The following is a 21,043-nucleotide window of genomic DNA, read 5'->3' as shown; positions in this document are numbered from 1 at the left end:
CCCGCCAAACCGGAGACCCCCGATGCTCTATGCGCTTGACGACCTGACCCCCGAGATTGACGCCGACAGCTGGGTCGCGCCAAGCGCCAGCGTGATCGGCCGCGTGCGGATGCTCTCGGGTGCCTCGGTCTGGTTCGGCGCCACCCTGCGCGGCGATAATGAGTGGATCGAGGTTGGCGCGGGCTCGAATGTGCAGGAAGGCTGCACTTTGCACACCGATTTCGGCTATCCGCTGGTCATCGGGCGCGATTGCACCATCGGGCATAATGTCATCCTCCACGGCTGCACCATCGGCGACGAGACGTTGATCGGCATGGGGGCGACGGTGTTGAACGGCGCCAAGATCGGCAAGAATTGCCTGATCGGGGCAGGGGCGCTGATCACCGAGGGCAAGGTGATCCCCGACGGCTCATTGGTGATGGGCGCGCCGGGCAAAGTGGTGCGCCAGCTGGACGCGGCGGCGATCGAGCGGCTGCGCGGCTCGGCGGTGATTTACCAAGAAAATATGCGCCGGTTCCGCGCCGGTCTGCGGGCGCTGTAACTCTGGCGGCTGTCGGTGGAAGGAGAAAGGGGGCTTCGCGCCCCCTCTTGGCCTGCGGCCAATTCACCCCTGCGGGATATTTTTGGACAGATGAGCGGGCGGCGCTGGTGCGGGCGGCTCGTCGTTACTGGCCTGTTCCAGCAGATCGTTGAGCACGGCGACGCGAATCGCCGAGGCCAGCCCCTGATCGCCGCGCGCAATGTCGATTTCCGCGGCCAGTGCATTGATCCCCAGCCCGCGACGGGCGGCCAATTCTAGAAACGCGGCCCAGAACTCGGGCTCGAGCGACACCGAGGTGCGGTGGCCTTTCAGCGTTAATGAGTGTTTTTCGGGCCGCATCACTTTTGTCAGTCCTCAAGAAGTGTTGGCAACCCGCCCGAAGTTGGCGCGGGTTGGCGGGTGGCGAGGGTGGTCTGGCGAATACAGCGCGACTCACCTGATGACCAGCCTGCCGTTGCGCACCCGATTCGGCTTGGATCACCAAAGGATCGGGCAGGCAGGCGCGTCCTTTATCGTCATTCACCGCGAGCCGGTGCTGCTATCGGATAACCGCACCGGAATGTCGCGCGCAGTTGGCGATAGATCGGCGCGACTGTCAATCTAAGCCCAGCCAAAAGCCCGCACAAAGACCCGCCGCGACTCAGGCAACCACCCGCGGTAACCCGTTGATTTCATGGCAATCCGCAAGCGGGATCACCCGCTGATATCCGATAACATCCGCCGCGTTATCACGTTTCGCGCCGGTGATTTTGTTTGACCGCAGCATCACCGGCAATCTGAACCCATCGGACAGCGCTTGATCCGAACCACCGGCCCACAGCGCCTTTCGACATTCGACCCAAACACTTTTCAAACCGGCGTCCTCGCCCCCATATCAACGGAGTTTCCCATGTTCCTCGCTAAAACCTTCAAAGCTGCTTCTGTCGTCCTGATGATCACCGCCACCGCGGCTCCGGCGCTTGCCGGCGGTCATCGCGTCTGGGTCGAACAGTGGGGCGCCAATAACTCGGTCGGCGGCGGCCAGAGCGGTCACGGCCAGCGCCTCACCGTGTTGCAAGACGGACATTCCAATGTCTCGATCAACACCCAAGACGGGCATCACAACAGCACATCGGTCGGGCAGGCGGGCTCGAACAACTATGTCGATAGCCACCAGTGCGGCGGCCATAATGTCCTCGGTGTCGGCCAGATCGGCAGCAATAATTCCGCCCAGACCGTGCAATGCGGCCAGCGCAATGTGACCGCTGTGGTGCAGGTCGGGCATAACAACTCTGCCGGTGTCGTCTCGGTCGGCTCCGACAACACAGTTGCGATCGTGCAGAACTGATGCACGCCATACCGGCGCACTAACCGCGCCCCTCACGACCGGGCCTTGGTGCCAAGCTCCCCTTTCACCAATGCCCGCCGTAAGGGCCGCGAGTGTCCCCTCCACCTCGCGGCCCTTTTCTTTTCATCACGTATTTTCAAAAGGATAGATCAAATGACCCATGCGATTCCCAAACTCCTCACGGCGGTGTTTTGTACCGTGATCTCGGCCCAGGCCGCCGCGGCGGATGCGACCTCGACGATCCGCGATCTGATGGGCGCGCGCCCTGCACCGATGATCACCCATAGCACGCGGTTGCACCAGATCACGCCGGGATTGCCGCGCGACAGCCGCGCGCAGGTGATGTTGCGTGCGATGCTCTCGGATATGACCACTGCGCCGCGCAGGCTGGCGCCGCGCCATATGCTGCCGCGCGCACGTCTGGCACCGCCGCTTTTCGCACCGCGCGAGATCGGGTTTCACGCGCCCTGCAACGCGAAAACCGTCAGCGCCTTCGCCACGCCACAGCGCTTTGGCGCCATGCGGATGATCTCGGCGCTGCGCGATTGCGGCGCGGTGGCGGGTGCGATGAACCTGCATCTGGGCACCGCCATGCGCATGACCCCCAATGCCGCGGGGCCGAACACTGTCATAATGTATGACAATTACGGCACGCAGATGCTCGACCTGCGCTTGCGCCGCTACTGACCCACGGATTTGCGACGACCGAGGGCGTGCCTTGGCGCGCCCTCGTTGCATATGAGAAGAGTTGACAGAAGCGCGCGGATCCTGCTACCAAGCGATACCGTTGCAATTGCAATGATATTGTGGAGGACCAGATGACCGCGCCAATCCTGAAGATCGACCAGATGCACCACGTTGCCTATCGCTGCAAGGACGCCAAAGAAACCGTTGAATGGTATGGCAAAATGCTGAACATGGATTTCATTCTGGCGATTGCCGAGGACAAAGTGCCCTCCACTCATGAGCCTGATCCCTATATGCACATCTTTCTCGATGCCGGTCAGGGCAATGTGCTGGCGTTCTTTGAACTGCCCACCAAACCCGAAATGGGCCGCGATCCGAACACGCCGGAATGGTGCCAGCATATCGCCTATAAGGTGAAGGACCGCGCAACCCTGATCGCCTTCAAAGAGCATCTCGAGGCCAATGGTGTCGAGGTTCTCGGCGTCACCGATCATTCGCTGTTCCACTCGATTTACTTCTTTGATCCCAACGGTCACCGCTGCGAGCTGGCCTGCCCGGACCCCGAAGAAGAGGCGATGCTGGCGCGGATGGATGCGGTGAAATGGCAGATGCTCGAAGAGTGGAGCCAGACCAAACGCGCGCCCAAACACGCCGCTTGGATGCATGAGAAAGAACTTGCTAAATCATAGGCTTGAGGGGCGAGGTTGAACCAATGTCTGAACCGGCGGGGCAGGGGCGTCACCCGCCCCTCGCTGTGTCACGCGGGGTCCTGCCAGCGCGCTTCCAATGCCTCGATCGCTTTGATCCGGTCGGGGGTTTTTGGATGCGAGGCCAGCCAGACCGGCGGCGCGCCGCGCATACCGGTCAGATGCTCCAGCTTGCCCAGTAGCGCCTTTTGCGGCGCCGTGCCGATCCCCGCCTTGGTCAGCAGCGCAGCAGCATATTCGTCGGCCTCATATTCATCCTTGCGGCTCAGCCCCGCCGCCAGCAATGACACCAACCCGTTGGCGATCCATACACCGACACCGGGCAACAACCGTCCCAGCACCGCCGAAAGCGCCACGCGCACCGCGTTTTGTCCTGAGAAATCAATCATCCGGCGGCGCGTATGGCCAAGCGCCACATGGCCCAATTCATGGGCAATCACCGAGGCCAGCTCTTCGGCGCTGACCTCACCGGCGCGGTAACGCTCAAGAAAGCCGCGGGTCAAAAAGATCCGCCCGTCGGGTGCCGCCAATCCGTTTATCGGAGCGATTTCATAGACATGCACGCGGATCTTCTTAAGATCCAGCGCCTGCGCCATACGCTGGGTCAGCGCGTTCAGCGCAGGGTCCGATAGCGGCGTCGCATTCGCGTCGAGCTCGCGCTTGGTGCGCCAGGCCGAAAACTGCCACATCAACAGCCCGTAGATCAGCGCCAAAAGGATGGGGGTAAAACGTAACATGCCCTTGATATGACCCCTGCGCGGCGCGGCAACAAGGGTTTAAGCGCTGAGCGGCGGCGGCGCGTCGCGTTGCGCCTCAAGATAGGCGGCGCAACCGGTCAGCGCGGCGTAGTCATCGGTGACCAGATGCACGGAAAACGCCGACATCTCTGCGGACATCCGCCCCATCTCGGCAAAACTCTCGGCCATGCCAAGCGCGGTCAGATGCGGCGCCATCGCCCGCGCCACGCCGCCGATCAGGTAAATCCCGCCATAGGGCAGATGGATCAACGCCAAAGACGCCAACACCCGCCCCATGATCTGCGCATAAAGCGCCGCCGTCTGGCGTGCCTGATCATCCGCCGCCACCCGTTCAATCAACGCCCCGGGCGCGATCTGCTCGCCGCAGCGCCAATGATGCAGCGCCGCCAACCCGCGCCCCGAAAGCACCTCTTCCACGCTGGCAATGCCGTGCTGCTGCGCCAGATGGCGGGCGAGGGCCTGTTCGGTCTCGCCATGCTGCGGCAGATGGATATGCCCGCTTTCCGAGGCGGTGACAAAGCTGTGCCCCTCCATTTGATGCACCGCTGCGGCGTTAAAACCGGTGCCGGCGCCAACCACCAATCTGGTCGCGGTGGCAGTGGCTGGGGCAGTGTCTGGGGCAGGCGGGCCCGAAATCAACGGATGCAAATGCCGCGCGTCCAGCGATGCCAGCGCATGTCCTTGCGCTTGCAGGTCGTTCAACAGGGTGATCCGCGTGGTATTGCCGATCCTGTCCAGCTCGGCCGCAGAGATCCGCCAGTCAAGATTGGTCATCTGCGCCACACCACCCTGCACCGGCCCCGCCACCGCCAGACAAAGACCGGCGCAGTCATCGGTCGCCATCTCGGCCAGAAACTTCCGCAGGATTTCTGCCAGCGAGCGATGCGCCTGATTGGCATAGCGCCGGATCGAGCCTTGCCGCAGCACGCCGCCATCACTCAGCGCCACGCGGGTATTGGTGCCGCCGATATCGGCCACCAGATGCGGCGCTCGTGTGGGGGGCAATTGGGGGGGCAAAGGGTCGGTCATCTCGATCTCAAAGCTATTCTCACGCTGTGATAGCCCAAGGACGCGGGTGAAACCACGGGAATATGCGCTGCGCCTGCGTGCGACAGGCAGCCACCTTGCGCAGCGCGCAGGGACGCGAGAGAGTCGCACGGCGTTCCCCGTAGTTTGCAGAGTGACCATGTCCAACGATCCGCAGAAAATCCCCAGCCTGAAACCCCGCCATTTCCCGCCACCGCCGCCCTTGGTCTCGCAGCCCAAAGGGCTGTGGAGCCGCACCCCTCCGGCGATCTTTCCGCCCATCCTCGGGCTCTTCGGCCTCGGGCTGGCATGGCGCGCGATGGCGGCGCGGCCCGGCATGTATCCCGTCGCGCCGATCTCGGATGTGATCCTCGGCGCGACGCTGGTGCTGTTTGCCTTTGCGCTGCTCGCATGGCTGTCGAAACCACTGCGGCGCCCGGGGATCATATTGGAAGAACTCGCCGTTCTGCCGGGCCGCGCCGGGCTTGCGGCGATGATGCTGTCTTTCTCGCTGGCGGCGGCAGCCTTGGTGCCAATCGCACCCGCAGTGGCCTTGGGCGTGGTCTCGGTCGGGCTCTTCGGGCTATTTGCCCTCGGGGTGTTGATCGCATGGCAATTCTTCACCGGTGCGCCGGAGGCGCGCGTGGTCACGCCGGTGTTCCATCTGACCTATGCGGGCTATATCATCGCCCCGCTGGCGCTGGTGCCGCTGGGGTATTTCGGAACATCGCGGCTGATCTTGATCGGCGCGTGTATCGCCGCCGCGCTCATCTGGGCGATCAGTCTCTGGCAATTGATCCGCCGCATCCCGCCCGCGCCCCTGCGCCCCTTGCTGGCGATCCATCTGGCGCCCGCAAGCCTGTTGACCACGGTCTCGGCGCTGCTCGACTATCCGACGCTGGCGCTAGCCTTCGGTATCTTGGCAATGGCGATCCTGCTGGCGCTGCTGGTCTCGGCGCGCTGGCTGCTCAGCGCCGGTTTCACCCCGCTCTGGGGGGCGCTGACCTTCCCGCTGGCCGCCAGTGCCTCTGCGGCACTCTGGGGCTTGGGTGCAGCGGGGCTCTGGATCGGCTGGGCGCTCTTGCTGCTGTCCAGCGCGTTGATCCCGTGGATCGCTTTTCAAGTGATCAAAGGCTGGGCCAAGGGCGATCTGGCGGCGAAAACCAACGCGGCGACGGTGTGAGATCATGAATGTCTGACACTAAAACGTCAGACATTCATCCTAATCACCCTGCGCGAAAATGCTTCGCCAGTTTCAACCCTTGCCCCTGATAATTTGACGCGATCTCAACCCCGTAAAGCGCATCCGGCACTTCCGCCATCCGCTCATAGACCAGCCGCCCGACGATCTGCCCGTCTTCCAGCGCAAAGGGCGCCTCATGGCAGCGCACCTCCAGCACCCCGCGCGCACCCGCGCCGCCCGCCGCCGCATAGCCAAACCCGGGGTCAAAGAAACCGGCGTAATGCACGCGAAATTCGCCGACCATTGCCAGATAGGGCGCCATTTCCGCCGCATAGCCCGGCGGGATCGAGACCGATTCGCGGCTGACCAGAATATAAAACGCGCCGGGATCAAGGATCAGCCGCCCGTTATCCGCGCGCAGTTCTTCCCAGAAATCCGCCGGATCATAGGCGCCGATCCGGTCCAGATCGATCACCCCCGCATGTGGTTTGGCGCGGTAGCCGACCAGATCGCCGCTCTCGGGGCGTAGACCGACCGAAAAGCCCAAACCTTCGGAGATCACCGCCTCGCCCGAGACCAGCGGCGTCTGCGCGTGTAGCGCGGTCAATTCGGCGTCATCCAGCACCGCTTGCCCCTGCCGCAGCCGGATCTGGTTGAGCCGCATACCGGGCCGCACCAGCACCGAGAAAGACCGCGGGCAGATCTCGGCATAGAGCGGGCCGCTGTAGCCCGGCGCCACACGGTCAAACTCGACGCCCTCATCGGTGATCACGCGGACCAAAAGATCCAAGCGTCCGGTCGAGCTTTTGGCGTTGGTCACCGCATGGATCGCGGCGGGTAGATTGGCGCGCTCCATCAGTTCCACAACGTAGACACAGCCCTTTTCCAGCACCATGCCGTCGCGCAGATCAAAGCGGTGCATCTCGAACTCGGGCAGACGCTCGGCGACGCTGCGCCCTTTGCCGGGCAGGAAGGAGGCGCGCAGACGCACCGCCACCGATCCCAACCGCAGATCAAGGCTCGCAGGCTGTAGCTGATCGGGCAGGATCGCGGGCGTGCCGGACAGGACGTCTTGGGCGACCAACTCGCGCAGGATCTGCGACGGCAGCACGCCGGTGGTATCTGGGGTCAGGGCCATCACGTCCTCGCGAAACAGACACGGCCCGCGACATTGCTGCCACGGGCCGGTGAAAAATGGTCGGGCTGGCGAGATTCGAACTCACGACCTTCCGTCCCCCAGACGGACGCGCTAACCAAGCTGCGCCACAGCCCGACGAGGTGGGTTCTACCCGTTTTGGCGGCGGGGGCAAGCATCAATTTGACCCTTTCGCGGGGAAATCCACATCATCATGTGTTTACCAGCGTCCGGCGCCCGAGGCTTCGGACATCCGGTCGAGAAAAACATCAATCCGGCGCGACAGATGCTCGAGCGATTCGTGCGTGGTCCCCAGTTGTCCACGCGGTGTGGCCCGCAGAATCTGCGCGATCCGCGGGCGGCTGTCCGCCTCCGGCGTTGCGGGGGCGGATGCAGCGCTTGCTTCAGCGACCTGCGAAGCCGTTGGCGTGTCGTCAGCCTCAGCGCTCTCGCGCGGTGCGTCAGGGGCCTTGGGTTCAATTGAGTCGCCGTCAGAGCTGTCGTCGAGCGTGGCGTCCGCCACCACAGGCGCCTCGGGGGGAACCTCTGCGCTTGGTTCCGCGGCCTCATCCATTGCTTTGGGCGCTTGCGTCTCAGCGCTTGCGGTGGGTGCGGGGTCGGGCGCCTCGGGCGCCTCGGGCGCTTTGGCAACGGGCAGGGCGGGTTCAACCGGCGACACAGCACGGGGCGACTCGGAACGCTCGGCGACGACTTTCGCGGCGAGTGCATCCTCAGCTGCCACGCCCGCTGTATCCTCCGTTGCCTCAGTCGCGACACTGTCAGGCTGTGCGCGCACCGACCCTGATGCGGGCCCCGATACTGACCCCGACACCGGCTCAACCGTATCGGCAATCGGCAGCGACGTGGCCTTGCCCTCGATCACCGCCAGTTCGGCACTTTCGACCGCGCTGATATCGCCTGCGGCCTCGGGCGACATCGCCAGTTCCGCGCCCAAAGCGGTGACATGTTTCACGCCGTTTTCCTGCAACACCCGCTGCACGCCGCGAATGGTCATGCCTTGCTCTTGCAGCAGAATGCGGATGCCGTTGATCAGCGTCACATCATCGGGCCGGTAATAGCGCCGCCCACCGGCGCGTTTCACCGGACGTATCTGATAGAATTTACTCTCCCAAAACCGCAACACATGCGCAGGAGTTTTCAGGATCTCGGCGACCTCGCTGATCGTGCGAAACGCCTCGGGCGCTTTTTTCATGCCTTATGCCTACCCGCGCAGATTCCCGCTCGAGACACGGTCCTTCATCAGATGCGAGGGCCGGAACGAGAGCACGCGGCGCGGGCTGATCGGCACTTCTTCGCCGGTTTTCGGATTGCGGCCCAGCCGTTCGGCCTTGGCGCGGACGCTGAAAGTGCCAAAGGACGAGATCTTGACCTGCTCGTCGTTCACCAAAGCGTCGGACATGTATTGAATAATGGATTCAACCAGTTGCGAGGATTCGTTGCGGCTCAACCCGACCTCGCGGAAAACCGCTTCGCTCAGGTCCATACGTGTCAGTGTTTTTTCGCTCATCTTTCCCCCTTCGGCGGACAGGCGCCCAAGTCTTAAACGATGCTACAAGGAAATTCTGCTGTCAACAGCGTGGTTTGCGAGGCGTTGTTTGCACAGCAGGTGAAGATCGCGCCAATTACCAGCGCAGCACCACCGCGCCCCAGGCCAAACCGCCGCCGATCGCCTCGCTGACGATCAGGTCGCCGCGTTTGATCTGGCCATTGGCAACGCCCACCGAAAGCGCCAGCGGGATCGAGGCCGCCGAGGTATTGCCGTGGTTCTGCACCGTCACAATCACTTTGCTCATCGGCAGATTGAGCTTGCGCGCGGTGCCCTGAATGATGCGGATATTGGCCTGATGGGGCACGATCCAGTCGATATCATCCGAGCCAAGCCCCGCTTTTTCCAGCGCGGTATCGGCGGTTTGCGCCAGCTTTTCAATGGCATGGCGAAAGACTTCCTTGCCCTGCATACGCAGACAGCCCGCGGTGGCGGTGCTGGAAACGCCGCCATCGACATAGAGAATATCGCGGTAGCGGCCATCGGCGTTCAGATCGGTGGACAGTATGCCGCGGTCCTCGGTGCTGCCGTCGCCGTCCTGCGCCTCCAGGATCAGCGCACCGGCGCCGTCACCGAACAGCACAGCGGTGCCGCGGTCGGTCCAGTCCATGATCCGGCTAAAGGTCTCGGCGCCGATCACCATCACCCGCTGCGCCTGACCCGAAACGATCAGCGCATTGGCATTGGCCAGCGCATAGATGAAACCGGCGCAGACCGCCTGCATGTCGTAGGCATAGGCTTTATGGGCGCCGATTTCCGCCTGCACCATGGTCGCCACGGCGGGGAAGGTCATATCCGGCGTCGAGGTGGCAACGATGATCGAATCGAGGTCTTCGGCCTTGATACCGGCCTGTTCCAATGCCGCACGCGCGGCATGGATCGCCAGATGCGAGGTATTTTCGCCCTCGGCGGCGAAATGGCGCCGCTCGATCCCCGAGCGTGACACGATCCATTCGTCGGACGTGTCCAAAGTCGCTGTAAACTCAGAGTTTTCCACGCAGCGTTCGGGCAGGTAGTGACCACTGCCGATAACCACAGCGCGTTTAACGGTGGTGGCGGTCATGACCTGTCTCCGTTTTGGGCCGATGCATCCGCAGCATTCTGGACTGCTTGCGCGGCAATCACAAGCCGTTCTGCCATCCGCCCGTGATATCCCGATTGTGCCAGTTTTGCGGCCAGTCCGATCGCCGCCGCGACGCCGGTGGCATCCGCCGACCCATGCGATTTCACCACCGTGCCGTTGAGCCCCAGAAACACCCCGCCATTGACCCGGCGCGGATCGATTCTGGCGGTGAGTTTGCCCAAGGCGCCCTTGGCGAGCATCGCCCCAAGCAGCGCCAAAGCGCTGGACTTGAGCGATTCGCGCAGGAAATCCGCGACCAGTTTGGCGGTGCCTTCGCCGGTTTTCAGCGCGATATTGCCGGTGAACCCGTCGGTGACAATCACATCCACACGGTCCGAGGGGATATCGCTGCCTTCAACAAAACCGACAAATTCATAGCGCCCGATCTCGGCATGATCGGCGATCAATTCATGTGCTTCCTTGATCTCGGCGCGGCCCTTATGCTCTTCGGTGCCGACATTCAGCAGGCCGACACGCGGGCGTTCCTCGCCAAACCCGTTGCGAAAATAGGTCACGCCCATGATCGCATAGGCCAGCAGATCCTCGGCCTCGGCTTTGATATCCGCGCCGACATCCAGCATCGTGTTGAACCCGTGTTTGCCACGCGCCGGCCAGAGGCAGGCGATGGCGGGGCGGTTGACCCCCTCCATCCGGCGCAGCTGGATCATCGACACCGCCATCAGCGCGCCGGTGTTACCACAGGACACGGCGGCATGGGCCTGACCGCTTTTCAGCGCGCCAATCGTCGACCACATCGAGGTCTTCTTGCCGTGGCGCATCACATGGCTGGGCTTGTCGTCCATGGTCACGGTTTCATCCGCATGGACAATGGTGCAACGGCCCGTCAGCGCGGGCTGACGGGCGACCAACGGTTCGAGAACCGCGGAATCTCCATGCAGTAGAAAACCCAGATCCGAATCACTGCGCGCCGAGCGTGCACAACCGGCAACCACCACGGACGGACCTTGATCCGAGCCCATCGCGTCAACCGATACGATAACCTTGCCCCGAGGAGCGCCGTCATCCGGTTGCCCGGTGGGTAAGTGATCCTGGTTGGAAGTCATCTGACCGGAGCCGGACGCGAACCTTAGGCCGCGTCGTCGTCCAGATCGACCTCGGTCGCCTGCGCCACGACTTCGCGGCTGTCGTAATGACCGCAGGACGGGCATACGTGGTGCGGACGCTTGAGTTCGCCGCAGCTGGAGCACTCATTCGGGTTGCCCGCAACGAGAGCGTCATGCGCGCGGCGCATGTTACGACGGGAACGGGTCACGCGGTTCTGCTGAACGGCCATGGTAAACCTCTGATATCTTCTGCGGGCACAATCAGCGCGCCCGTAACGGTGGAAAGTTAATCTGCTGCGGGCTTTATACCGCCTGAGCGGTTTGTGAAAGCCCTGTCTTGCCTGAAGCGCGGAAAATACGGCTTTTTTGCTCCGGCGCAAGCATGATTCCGCAGATTCGGCGCAATAGCGGGTGGGTCACTCGTCCTTTTTCGCATTCAACAGCGAGGAGAGATTGGCAAAAGGCGTCTGCCGCTCGGGCTCTTCGGCGGCGGGCGCGGCCTCATCTCCGGCGGTGATCACGCCGGGCAGGGCGGTCTCATCGGCGTCTTCGGCGCGCGGGTAATCGGGCAGGGCGAGGCTGAGCGCCTCTTCCATGATCTCGCCCAGATCAATCACCGGTCCCAGTGGTTCGATATCATCATCGGGGATTTCCACCTCGATATCGGTGATTTCCGGCATCCGGCGCAGGAACCGGCGCTGCACCGGCACATCCAGCCGTGTGGTCACCGGCGCGAATGTCACCACGCAGCTTTGCACCGCTGTGGCGCCCAAGGTTGCCTCAAGCTGCCAGTCATGATGCCCGTCCGGGCGCAGCTTGCCGGTGAATGTCAGCTTGCGCAGCCGTTGCAGATCAAGCCGCTCGGCAATCGCGGCGCGGGCCTCGGCATCGGGGGTCAGGGTGAAATCCACGCCCGTCCGGTTGGGCAGATCGGCGACGCGCAGCGGCAGGCTGGCACTGGTGGATTGGCGCAGGGGGGCGGTATCGGACATGGGGCCTCGATTTTCTCCTATTCACGGTTCAGCGACCAAAGCCGCGCCGTGGTGTTCCATTCTTGAACGTTGCTCTGGCTTTCTGTAATCCAAAGGCGGTGAGGGGTTCTAGCCCCGATGCCCCCAGGCCGGGTTGCAGCACGTGAGTGTCGCCGCCGTGCACCGGGTCATGACGCTACAGATATGGGACGGGAGCCGCTATGAACAAGCTCAATTCACAAAAGGGCGTCGCAAGATGGCTGGGACTGGCGGTGCTGGCCGTGGTGCTGGCCGCCTGTTCGCCGGTGATGCGCTACCACGGCTATGCGCCCTCGCCAGAGCAATTGAGCGCGGTCGAGGTCGGTCAGGACACCCGCGACACGGTTGCCGAGAAGATCGGCCGCCCCGGTATTGGCGGGGTGATGGAGGGTTCGGGCTGGTTCTATGTGCAATCCGACTGGCGTCAGCGCTCTTGGCGTGCGCCCGAAGAGGTCGACCGGCAGGTGGTCGCGATCAGCTTTGATCAACGCGACCGCGTGAGCAACATCGAGCGATTCGGTCTCGAGGCGGGTGAAGTCGTCACCCTGTCGCGCCGTGTCACCACTCTGGGCCCGACGCCCACCGTGCTCAGCCAGGTGCTGCGGGTCCTGGGCCAGTTCACCCCGGGCGCATTCCTGTAACCGCGCGGCACGGGCACACCCAACTGATACAACGCAAAACGCGGCCCCATTTCGGGCCGCGTTTTTGCATTGATCTCCAGCCGAGCCTTGGCGTTGCGGGCTCGAGGCAACGCGCAAAGGGTCGCGCCCGACCCTGGGTGGGCGCCGCATCCGTTCAACAACGCGCTGCGCTCAAAAGCGTTGATCTCGATTGGGCAATGAGTGACCTCGCCAAAGCGCCCTCCCGGGGGGAGGGTCGGGCGCGGCCCGTGGTTCCCACGGGCGTGACGGGTGATCGGTGGCGAACCGGAGAATCCGGCGCTCTATATGTAGCGCCGGATCGAGGAGGCCAAATTGCCCCTTACTCCCCCTTCGGCTCAAAGGTCAGCGCCGCGCCGTTGACACAATACCGCTGCCCCGTCGGCTGCGGCCCATCGGGGAACACATGCCCCAGATGCGCGTCACAGCGCTCGCAATGCACCTCGGTGCGGCGCATCATCAGGCTGCGGTCCTCTTTGGTGCCGATCGGGGCACCCTCTTTCGGCGCCCAGAAACTCGGCCAGCCCGAGCCCGAATCGTATTTCTCACCCGAGGTAAACAGCGGCGCGCCGCAGCACACGCAGTTGAACACACCCTCGGCTTTCGGGAAGTCATCGCCGGTAAAGGCGCGCTCGGTGCCATGCTCGCGGGTGACTTTATAGGCCATCGGCGATAGCTGGGCCTGCCATTCGGCATCGGTTTTGGATATCTTATCGGTCACTATACTGCTCCACTTGTCTGCCTGTTGATTTAGGAGATACGCGCGATATGTCCACCCTCCGTGATGCCCCAGACAGCGTGTGCAGCACTTTCGGCCCGCCAATCCGGCGCGGGCGCTGGCAGGCGCGGCTGGCGCAGGGGTATGAGCTTGCCGCGCTGCAGATACTGCGCGCACAGGTGTTTCGCGGTGACGCGGGTGCAGAAGACGCGGACGCCTATGACGCAGATAGCCTGCACCTCTGGCTTGGTGAGGAGGATCAGGCACCTCTGGCAACCGCACGGCTGCGCATCCACCGCGACGCCCCCAGCCTGCTGCAGGGCTATACTGCGCAGGCCTATGATCTGACGCCACTTCTCAGCCCACAATCAGATAATTTCCCCATGATCGAACTCGGCCGCCTCTGCGCCGCGCCGCAAAGTGACCGCATGCAACAGGCCGAGGTCATGCGGCTCCTATGGGCCGCCGTCGCGCGTATGGTGTTGCGCAGCGGGGCAGGGCGGTTGATCGGCTGCACGTCGTTTCAGGGCGCCGATCCCGCACCTCTGACACCGGCGCTCACCTATCTGGCCGCGCGCCACCTTGGCCCCGATACCCAGCGCCCCAAGGCCACCGCGACCGAGGCGATCCGCTTTACCGCGCAGTGCACGCCCAGCTTGGAGGGGCAGGCGCAGCTCCCGACGCTTTTGCGCGCCTATCTGGCGATGGGCGGCTGGGTGTCGGATCATTTGGTGATCGACCGCGCGCTCGACACATGCCATGTGTTCACCTGCCTCGATATCGCCGCCATGCCGGCACCGCGCAAACGCGCGCTCACCGCACTGGCAGAGGGCGCGCCGGACCTGTAACACCGCATGGGCAGGCGCAAACCCGCGACATTCCGCCCGAAACGGCTGATAAACCGGTATATTGCCCGCATTCCGCGCCTTTGCCCTTGCCGCCATGCACAGTTCGCGGTAATGGGCGCGCACTTCACAGGCGAGGCAGGGCCAAGCAGGGAGACATCCTGCAAGGTCCACCGGTTGGGCATCTGCCCTGAATGTCTTGCCCTAGGCGCAAACCGGAAAAGGAAAACCACATGGCGCTTCCCGAATACTCCATGCGTCAGCTCTTGGAAGCTGGCGTTCACTATGGTCACCAGACGCAGCGCTGGAACCCGCGCATGGGCCCGTATATCTACGGCCAGCGCAACGGCATCCACATCTTCGACCTGACGCAAACCGTCCCGATGATGGATCAGGCGCTCAAGGCGATCCGCGACACCGTGGCCCGTGGCGGCCGTGTGCTGTTCGTCGGCACCAAGCGTCAGGCAGCCAAGCAGATTGCCGATAGCGCCGAGAAATGCGCACAATACTACATGAACCACCGCTGGCTCGGCGGCACGCTGACCAACTGGAAAACCGTGTCGCAGTCGATCAATCGCCTGAAAAAGATTGACGAAGCTCTGGAAAGCGGCGCCGAAGGCCTGACCAAGAAAGAGCGTCTGGGCATGGAGCGTGACCAGATCAAACTGCAGGCCTCGCTGGGCGGCATTCGCGAAATGGGCGGTCTGCCGGACCTTCTGTTCGTGATCGACGTGAACAAAGAAGACCTGGCCATCCAGGAAGCCCGCAAGCTGGGCATTCCGGTTGTCGCCGTGGTTGACAGCAACTGCGCGCCGGATGGTGTCGATTACATCATCCCGGGCAACGACGATGCGGCCCGCGCGATTGCGCTCTATTGCGATCTGGTTTCGCGCGCGGCACTCGACGGTATGTCGGCCCAATTGGGCGCTGCTGGCGTTGATCTGGGCGAGCTGGAAGAAGCACCGGAAGACGAAGCCGTCGCCGAAGACGCTCCGGCCGCTGAAGCCTAAGATCGCGACACCGCGCGTTAAATGACGGCGGGCGGGGGCAACCCTGCCCGCATTCCCTATCGCCGGGCCGGGACGACCCTGCCCGCATTTCCATTTTAAGGAGTTTGACCCATGGCGATTACCGCTGCGATGGTGAAAGAACTGCGCAACTCCACGGGCGCAGGCATGATGGACGCAAAGAAGGCGCTGACCGAAAACAACGGCGACATGGAAGCCGCGGTTGACTGGCTGCGCACCAAGGGCCTCGCGAAAGCCGCGAAAAAGGCCGACCGTGTGGCCGCCGAAGGTCTGGTTGGTGTCATCGTCGAGGGCAACAAAGGCGTGGCCGTCGAAGTGAACTCGGAAACCGACTTTGTCGCCAAGAACGCCGACTTCCAAAAGCTGGTGCGTGATTTCACCGCGGCAGCCGTGAACGCCGGTGATCTCGAGGCGCTCAAAGCTGCTGACCTCGGTGGCAAGTCCGTTGACGAGACGCTGACCGGCGCCGTCGCCACCATCGGCGAGAACCTGACCCTGCGCCGGATGGCGACGCTGGAAGGCGATGCGGTTGCGGCCTATGTGCACAACGCCGCCGCTGACGGTCTGGGCAAAATCGGCGTTCTGGTTGCGATGAAAGGTGCCGATAGCGGCATCGGCAAGCAGTTGGCCATGCATATCGCTGCGACCAACCCGCTGTCGCTCTCCGAGGCCACCATGGACCCCGAGCTGCTGGCACGCGAACTGCAGGTGCAGACCGCCAAGGCCTTGGAAGAAAACACCGAAGCCGCCAAGCCCAAGCCCGAGCATGTGATCACCAACAACATCATTCCGGGCCGGATGAAGAAATATCTGGCCGAGAATACGCTGTTGGGTCAGGCCTTTGTGATCAATCCCGACCTGACGGTCGAGCAGGCGGCGAAAGAGGCCGGCGTCGAGATCACCGGTTTCGTGCGCATGGCTGTCGGCGAAGGCATCGAGAAAAAAGAAGAAGACTTCGCGGCCGAAGTCGCAAAAATGAACGGCTAACCCTTTTACGCCGTATGACACGAGGGGCATCACGCAAGTGGTGCCCCTTTTCTGTTGCCCCCGATGTTCTGTCACCACACTTGGCCTTGCCAATCCTGACCAACTCCGCTTGTCTCTATCTCCCGCCGGTCGGGCTATTCTATCCGACCGATTCACACGTTTAACGCGATGTTGACTGGGGGGTGCACTAATAGGTTGCAAACCGGTTAACTTTCTGAGGAGATTGTGTCGACAATGATCATCGACTGCGCCAGATTCGGTGTCCTGTGCAAAGCATAGACGATGCGCGCGCATTTAACCGAGCGAGGGTGAATGGAATTCCAAGCATTTGACGACGCCCATGGTCCTCCGGGAGTGGGCGCGCGCGCGTCGCAGGCGCTGACCCTACCCAGTTTCTCGCGCCATCTGAATGCCCTGATGCTGGCCACCGATCAAAACGAGATCTGGACGCTGACCTGCCGGTTCTTTCGCGACCTCGGCTTTGCCCATGCGATCTACGGCTATTCACCGGATTCCTTTGGCGCAAGGCTGGGCGCGCCCGAAGATTACCTTGTGATGTCAACGCTTTCGGCGGATGTCGAGACGACGCTGGTCAATCAGCTTTTCTACCGGCAAAGCGCGACCTTCCACTGGGCATTGGAAAACGCCGGTGTTGCCAGTTGGTCGATGGATCAAGAGGATTGCGGGGTAGGGGACTGGTTCGAACTCGACCCCGCCGCGCAAGAGTTTTTCACCCGCAATGATCTGCTGATCGGCTGCACCATCGGGTTTCCGAAAAACAGCAGCCGCGGCAATGCGGTGATGGCGTTGGTCGGCCCGCCCGACAAGACCCAAGAGGATATCGACGCGCTGCTTGCGGTCGCCCGCGAGGTGGTTTTCGTCGCCGCCGCCAGCGCCCATCGCTGCCTCTCGGCGCTGCCCTATCCGACGCCCCGCGGCCATCTGACCTTGCGGCAGCGCGAGGTTCTGGAATGGGTGGCCGAGGGCAAAACCTCGGCGGATATCGCCACCATCATGGGCATCAGCGCGCCCACCGTCGACAAACACCTGCGCCTCGCGCGTGACACGCTGGGGGTGGATACGACCGCGCAGGCGCTGATCAAAGCCGCGTTTCTCAATCAGGTGTTCCTGATCGATCCCAGCCCCTCCGAGACCTCCGCGCGCAGCTAAACGGGGTGGGGGCCGGCAGCCAGCCTTGGCGGCAAGCGCGGCCCCAAAAAATGAATTCAATTCATCACGTCAGCCTCTAAGAGACAGAATTAGACCCTAAAGGTAGGGTATTTCATACTGACATTTCCCGCGTTAGCCCACTATACGTAATTTTATTACGAGTAATCACTGACTTGACGATCATGCACCCAATCCGGCTCGGATCTGGGTTGTTTGTTTTGCCGGTGATCCGCGTACACTTGCGGTATCTAGTCCCAACCCGATACAGCGAGGCTTTCCGGTGCGGCCCAGGCCCACCGGAACGGCTCGCGGTAACTCCCTGATATCAGACGACTTTCGCGCCACAGGCGGCTTCGGCGGCCAGCCGGATGGCGCGGATATTCTCGCCATATGGGGCAGGGGTGGCGACCGAGCCGCCCTTGAACACCGCCGAGCCTGCGACCAGCACATCGGCACCGGCCTCGGCCACCAGTGGCGCGGTTTCTTGCGTCACACCACCGTCGATTTCAATATGGATCGGCCGGTCGCCGATCATCGCCCGCAGGCTGCGGATCTTGTCGCGCATATCAATGAATTTCTGTCCGCCAAACCCGGGGTTCACGGTCATCACACAGACCAGATCGGTCAGATCCAACACATGCGCAATCGCCTCGGCAGGGGTTCCGGGGTTGAGCGCCACACCGGCTTTTTTCCCTGTCGCACGAATGGCTTGCAGCGTGCGGTGGATATGCGGTCCGGCCTCGACATGGGCGGTGATGATATCGGCGCCAGCCTCGGCAAACGCCTCGATATAGGGATCGACCGGCGCGATCATCAAATGCACATCCATCACGGTTTTCACATGCTTACGAAACGCCGCGACGGCGGGCGGACCAAAGGTCAGATTGGGCACAAAATGCCCGTCCATCACATCGACATGCACCCAATCGGCGCCCTGAGCCTCGATCGCCTGTATCTCACGGCCAAAGTCGGCGAAATCCGCAGAAAGGATCGACGGGGCGATTTTGATGTCACGAGAAAAACGCATAGCTGGCAGGCTCCGGGATGGGTAAAGGCTGAAAGTGGCATAGCCTTAACGCCATGCGCAGGCAAAGCAAAGCGCGCTTCCTGCGGATCAGCCAAAACATGCGCGATGATGGCTCTTGGGACGGTCGCAGGGGGTGTTTACAGGGTGCTATGGGCCCGCCAAATTGACACATCCGATAGCCGCATAATAGATATTATGTTATTAAAAGATCAAAGATGATGCTCTTCGCTATCAAAGACCCTCAACATATAGACAAATCCCGCGTGGCCAAAGCGCAACAAACCTCGCCGCAGACCCCGAAAAACCCGCCTTCGCTAGCCGATCCGCGCAATCGCAGAGCAAAGTTAACGAGTTGTTAATTGATTGGAAAACAAGCTTTCCATGTATGCGTGACGAGTTCTGGATGGTCCGGGGTTCTCGCTGTTAGCGTCAAGAGGTTCCCTGTGCCCTTGTATTGTAAAGCCAAGCGTCAAATCTTCACTCCTGTGCTGCCGGTGGATCAGGCGCTGATCACCGCGCAACGCATCCTTGTGGTCGAAGCGCCCGCTGTGATGGAGCTTTTGTCTCCCAAACCCGGCGCGCAGTCGGTGATCGTGACCCATAAACGGATGCTCAACGCGGCGATGCTGGACAGTATCCGCCCCGATGCCATCGTCGGGCCGCTGATCTCGCCGGATTGGGATATCGTCGATCTGGCGATCACGGTGAGCGCTCTGGCCTACAGCGGCAATTTCTTTGTGCTGACCCAACCCCTGCCCCGCGCCGAGCTGGTCATTCGCGAGGTCCGCGCGGTTTGCCCCAATCTGACGGTGAAACTGATCGAGGTCGCCTAACAGTTCGCGCACACTTCAGGCGTCATTCCCCGCGCGGGTATCGCTGGGCGTCCTCAAGGATGTTCAAATCCATATGGTTGCGCATATAGCGCTCCGAGGCCGGACGGTATGGCTGGAAATCCCAAGCCTCGAACTTCCCCTGACGCAGCGCATCATAGACCAGCCAGCGCCGCGCCTGACTGTCACGCACCTCGCGGTCAAACGCCTCCAGATCCCAACGCGCGCGGCTCATCGCCCGCATTCGCTCGAGCACCGGCGCCGCCTGCGGATCCTGCGCCAGATTGTGCTGCTCACCCGGATCGCTATCCAGATTATACAGCTGCTCGGGATCGGCGCTGCAGGCGATATATTTCCACGGCCCATCGACCAGCCCGACCAATGGCGTCACCGTGCCCTCGGCGGCATATTCCATCGGCACCGGCCCACGCCCGCCGGTGCCATTCATCAACGGCACCAGACTTTCGCCGTCGGTCCAAGGCGTGATTTCCGCCATCGGGATGCCCGCCAGATCGGCCAGTGTCGGCAGGATATCCAGCGTGCTCACCGGCTGATCAACGCGTCCCGAGCGCCCCTCGGGCAGCGCGATCATCAGGGGCACCCGCGCGGACTCCTCGAACAGGCTCATTTTGAACCACAGCCCATGCGCGCCCAGCATCTCGCCGTGATCCGAGACAAAGACGATCACCGCCTCTTGCCGCGTGTCCTCAAGGGGCTGTAAAATCTCGCCGATCTTGTCATCAATATAGGAAATATTCGCGTAATATCCGCGCCTTGCGCGGCGTTGTTGGTCCTTGGTGATGTCAAAATTCCGCCAGTCGAAACTGTCCAGCAGCCGCTGCGAATGCGGGTCGAGAGCCTCGTAATCTACCGCTTTCTCTGGCTCGATCTCGGCGCAATTCTCATAGAGATCCCAATACTTGCGCCGCGCCACAAAGGGGTCATGCGGATGGGTGAAACTCACCGTCAGGCACCACGGCCGCGGATCATGCCCGCGCGACAGATCAAACAGCTTCTGGCAGGCCTGATGCGCGGTATCATCGTCATATTCCAGCTGGTTGGTGATCTCGGCCACGCCTGCGCCAGTCACCGAGCCGAGGTTGTGATACCACCAGTCAATCCGCTCACCGGGCTTGCGGTAATCCGGCGTCCAGCCGAAATCCGACGGGTAGATATCGGTGGTCAACCGCTCCTCGAACCCGTGCATCTGGTCCGGTCCGGCAAAATGCATCTTGCCCGAGAGCGACGTCTGATAGCCCGCGCGGCGCAGATGATGGGTAAAACAGGGCGTGTCGGCAGGAAAATTCGCCGCATTGTCATAGACCCCGGTGCGCCGCGGCAATTGACCGGCCATGAAACTGGCGCGCGAGGGCGAACACAGCGGGCTTGCGCAATACGCCTTTGAAAACCTTTGCGATCTCTCTGCCAACCGCCGCAGATTGGGCGTGTGCAAAAACGCCTCCGGCCCGTCGGGAAACAGGGTGCCGGTCAGCTGGTCCACCATCAGGATCAAGATATTCGGAGAGGTCATGGCGCGCTTTCTGCTCAATCAATATGCCCCGATCATTAGCCGCAGATGGTGATTTCTCCAAAGGGAATTTGCCGCGTCCAAAGGCGGGTTTTCGACCACTGGTCACAGCTGCGATATCGC

The 21,043-nt window shown here is 62.3% G+C and carries 24 protein-coding genes and 1 tRNA gene; 11 read left to right on the top strand and 14 right to left on the bottom strand.

All coding sequences use genetic code 11. The features are described from left to right. Nucleotides 1-22: 22 nt before the first annotated feature. Entirely contained in the window at nt 23-541 is a 519-nt protein-coding gene (locus DDE20_RS11135) for a gamma carbonic anhydrase family protein (RefSeq protein ID WP_116558566.1), read from the top strand. A 63-nt stretch (nt 542-604) separates the two neighbouring features. Here the strand turns inward: DDE20_RS11135 and DDE20_RS11130 are convergent, their stop codons facing one another. Then, nucleotides 605-880 (bottom strand): ribbon-helix-helix domain-containing protein, encoded by a 276-nt coding sequence (locus DDE20_RS11130; protein ID WP_116558565.1) that lies wholly within the window; start codon nt 878-880, stop codon nt 605-607. Nucleotides 881-1,430: 550 nt separating this feature from the next. Between DDE20_RS11130 and DDE20_RS11120 the strand changes: the two genes are divergently transcribed. The 3 genes from DDE20_RS11120 to DDE20_RS11110 all read left to right on the top strand — a co-directional run bounded on the left by DDE20_RS11120 (nt 1,431) and on the right by DDE20_RS11110 (nt 3,244). Further along, nucleotides 1,431-1,868 carry a curlin gene (locus DDE20_RS11120; RefSeq protein ID WP_116558563.1) on the top strand — a complete coding sequence of 146 codons (438 nt, stop codon included), beginning with the start codon at nt 1,431-1,433 and terminating at the stop codon, nt 1,866-1,868. Between the two features lie 153 nt (nt 1,869-2,021). Further along, nucleotides 2,022-2,555, top strand: a complete 534-nt coding sequence (locus DDE20_RS11115) for a hypothetical protein (protein WP_116558562.1) — start codon at nt 2,022-2,024, stop codon at nt 2,553-2,555. A 146-nt stretch (nt 2,556-2,701) separates the two neighbouring features. After that, entirely contained in the window at nt 2,702-3,244 is a 543-nt protein-coding gene (locus DDE20_RS11110) for a VOC family protein (RefSeq protein WP_116558718.1), read from the top strand. Between the two features lie 68 nt (nt 3,245-3,312). Here DDE20_RS11110 and DDE20_RS11105 read toward each other — a convergent pair whose 3' ends face one another. Then, entirely contained in the window at nt 3,313-3,999 is a 687-nt protein-coding gene (locus DDE20_RS11105; RefSeq protein WP_116558561.1) for a M48 family metallopeptidase, read from the bottom strand. Between the two features lie 39 nt (nt 4,000-4,038). Next, nucleotides 4,039-5,049: a glucokinase gene (locus tag DDE20_RS11100; RefSeq protein WP_116558560.1), complete on the bottom strand. Its 1,011-nt coding sequence runs from the start codon at nt 5,047-5,049 to the stop codon at nt 4,039-4,041. Between the two features lie 157 nt (nt 5,050-5,206). On the opposite strand from DDE20_RS11100, the gene DDE20_RS11095 reads away from it, so the two are divergent. Beyond that, entirely contained in the window at nt 5,207-6,229 is a 1,023-nt protein-coding gene (locus tag DDE20_RS11095) for a TDT family transporter (protein ID WP_116558559.1), read from the top strand. A 43-nt stretch (nt 6,230-6,272) separates the two neighbouring features. Here DDE20_RS11095 and DDE20_RS11090 read toward each other — a convergent pair whose 3' ends face one another. The 8 genes from DDE20_RS11090 to DDE20_RS11055 form a co-directional block, all read right to left on the bottom strand. Continuing rightward, on the bottom strand, nt 6,273-7,367 hold the full coding sequence (locus DDE20_RS11090; RefSeq protein WP_116558558.1) for a 2'-deoxycytidine 5'-triphosphate deaminase: 1,095 nt from the start codon (nt 7,365-7,367) through the stop codon (nt 6,273-6,275). A gap of 57 nt (nt 7,368-7,424) precedes the next feature. Beyond that, a tRNA-Pro gene (locus tag DDE20_RS11085) sits at nt 7,425-7,502 on the bottom strand. Nucleotides 7,503-7,584: 82 nt separating this feature from the next. After that, nucleotides 7,585-8,577: a MerR family transcriptional regulator gene (locus DDE20_RS11080; protein ID WP_116558557.1), complete on the bottom strand. Its 993-nt coding sequence runs from the start codon at nt 8,575-8,577 to the stop codon at nt 7,585-7,587. Nucleotides 8,578-8,586: 9 nt separating this feature from the next. Continuing rightward, nucleotides 8,587-8,892: an integration host factor subunit alpha gene (ihfA, locus tag DDE20_RS11075; protein ID WP_116558556.1), complete on the bottom strand. Its 306-nt coding sequence runs from the start codon at nt 8,890-8,892 to the stop codon at nt 8,587-8,589. A 115-nt stretch (nt 8,893-9,007) separates the two neighbouring features. Next, complete coding sequence (locus tag DDE20_RS11070; RefSeq protein ID WP_116558555.1) at nt 9,008-9,994, bottom strand: beta-ketoacyl-ACP synthase III; 987 nt, start codon at nt 9,992-9,994, stop codon at nt 9,008-9,010. Next, complete coding sequence (gene plsX / locus DDE20_RS11065; protein WP_116558554.1) at nt 9,991-11,118, bottom strand: phosphate acyltransferase PlsX; 1,128 nt, start codon at nt 11,116-11,118, stop codon at nt 9,991-9,993. The genes DDE20_RS11070 and plsX overlap by 4 nt, the downstream gene beginning before the upstream one ends. Nucleotides 11,119-11,141: 23 nt before the next feature. After that, nucleotides 11,142-11,348, bottom strand: a complete 207-nt coding sequence (gene rpmF, locus DDE20_RS11060) for a 50S ribosomal protein L32 (protein WP_116558553.1) — start codon at nt 11,346-11,348, stop codon at nt 11,142-11,144. Nucleotides 11,349-11,534: 186 nt separating this feature from the next. Further along, a complete protein-coding gene (locus DDE20_RS11055; protein ID WP_165814498.1) occupies nt 11,535-12,110 on the bottom strand; it encodes a YceD family protein in 576 nt (191 codons plus the stop codon). A gap of 200 nt (nt 12,111-12,310) precedes the next feature. Between DDE20_RS11055 and DDE20_RS11050 the strand changes: the two genes are divergently transcribed. Then, the gene (locus DDE20_RS11050; protein WP_116558552.1) at nt 12,311-12,769 is read left to right on the top strand and encodes an outer membrane protein assembly factor BamE; all 459 of its coding nucleotides are present in this window, start codon (nt 12,311-12,313) and stop codon (nt 12,767-12,769) included. 340 nt (nt 12,770-13,109) lie between these two features. Here DDE20_RS11050 and msrB read toward each other — a convergent pair whose 3' ends face one another. Continuing rightward, a complete protein-coding gene (gene msrB, locus DDE20_RS11045; RefSeq protein ID WP_116558551.1) occupies nt 13,110-13,508 on the bottom strand; it encodes a peptide-methionine (R)-S-oxide reductase MsrB in 399 nt (132 codons plus the stop codon). 47 nt (nt 13,509-13,555) lie between these two features. On the opposite strand from msrB, the gene DDE20_RS11040 reads away from it, so the two are divergent. The 4 genes from DDE20_RS11040 (at nt 13,556) to DDE20_RS19245 (ending at nt 17,535) form a co-directional block, all read left to right on the top strand. Then, nucleotides 13,556-14,353: a GNAT family N-acyltransferase gene (locus DDE20_RS11040; protein ID WP_116558550.1), complete on the top strand. Its 798-nt coding sequence runs from the start codon at nt 13,556-13,558 to the stop codon at nt 14,351-14,353. A gap of 230 nt (nt 14,354-14,583) precedes the next feature. Next, the gene (gene rpsB, locus DDE20_RS11035; RefSeq protein ID WP_116558549.1) at nt 14,584-15,360 is read left to right on the top strand and encodes a 30S ribosomal protein S2; all 777 of its coding nucleotides are present in this window, start codon (nt 14,584-14,586) and stop codon (nt 15,358-15,360) included. Between the two features lie 111 nt (nt 15,361-15,471). Further along, entirely contained in the window at nt 15,472-16,365 is an 894-nt protein-coding gene (tsf, locus tag DDE20_RS11030; protein WP_116558548.1) for a translation elongation factor Ts, read from the top strand. Between the two features lie 312 nt (nt 16,366-16,677). Next, the gene (locus tag DDE20_RS19245) at nt 16,678-17,535 is read left to right on the top strand and encodes a helix-turn-helix transcriptional regulator (RefSeq protein ID WP_240608001.1); all 858 of its coding nucleotides are present in this window, start codon (nt 16,678-16,680) and stop codon (nt 17,533-17,535) included. Nucleotides 17,536-17,860: 325 nt separating this feature from the next. Here DDE20_RS19245 and rpe read toward each other — a convergent pair whose 3' ends face one another. Continuing rightward, nucleotides 17,861-18,562, bottom strand: coding sequence for a ribulose-phosphate 3-epimerase (rpe, locus tag DDE20_RS11020; protein WP_116558547.1), 702 nt, complete (start codon nt 18,560-18,562; stop codon nt 17,861-17,863). Between the two features lie 443 nt (nt 18,563-19,005). Here rpe and DDE20_RS11015 point away from each other — a divergent pair, with 443 nt between their 5' ends. Further along, nucleotides 19,006-19,395 (top strand): hypothetical protein, encoded by a 390-nt coding sequence (locus DDE20_RS11015; protein WP_116558546.1) that lies wholly within the window; start codon nt 19,006-19,008, stop codon nt 19,393-19,395. Between the two features lie 22 nt (nt 19,396-19,417). Here the strand turns inward: DDE20_RS11015 and betC are convergent, their stop codons facing one another. Beyond that, complete coding sequence (betC, locus tag DDE20_RS11010) at nt 19,418-20,923, bottom strand: choline-sulfatase (protein ID WP_116558545.1); 1,506 nt, start codon at nt 20,921-20,923, stop codon at nt 19,418-19,420. Nucleotides 20,924-21,043 lie beyond the last annotated feature (120 nt).

Origin of the sequence: Pararhodobacter oceanensis, from assembly GCF_003076755.1 — a bacterium.
GTDB classification, from domain to species: Bacteria; Pseudomonadota; Alphaproteobacteria; order Rhodobacterales; family Rhodobacteraceae; genus Pararhodobacter; species Pararhodobacter oceanensis.
Note: the sequence above shows the minus strand (reverse complement) of the source record. Positions and strands in the feature narration are given on the sequence as shown.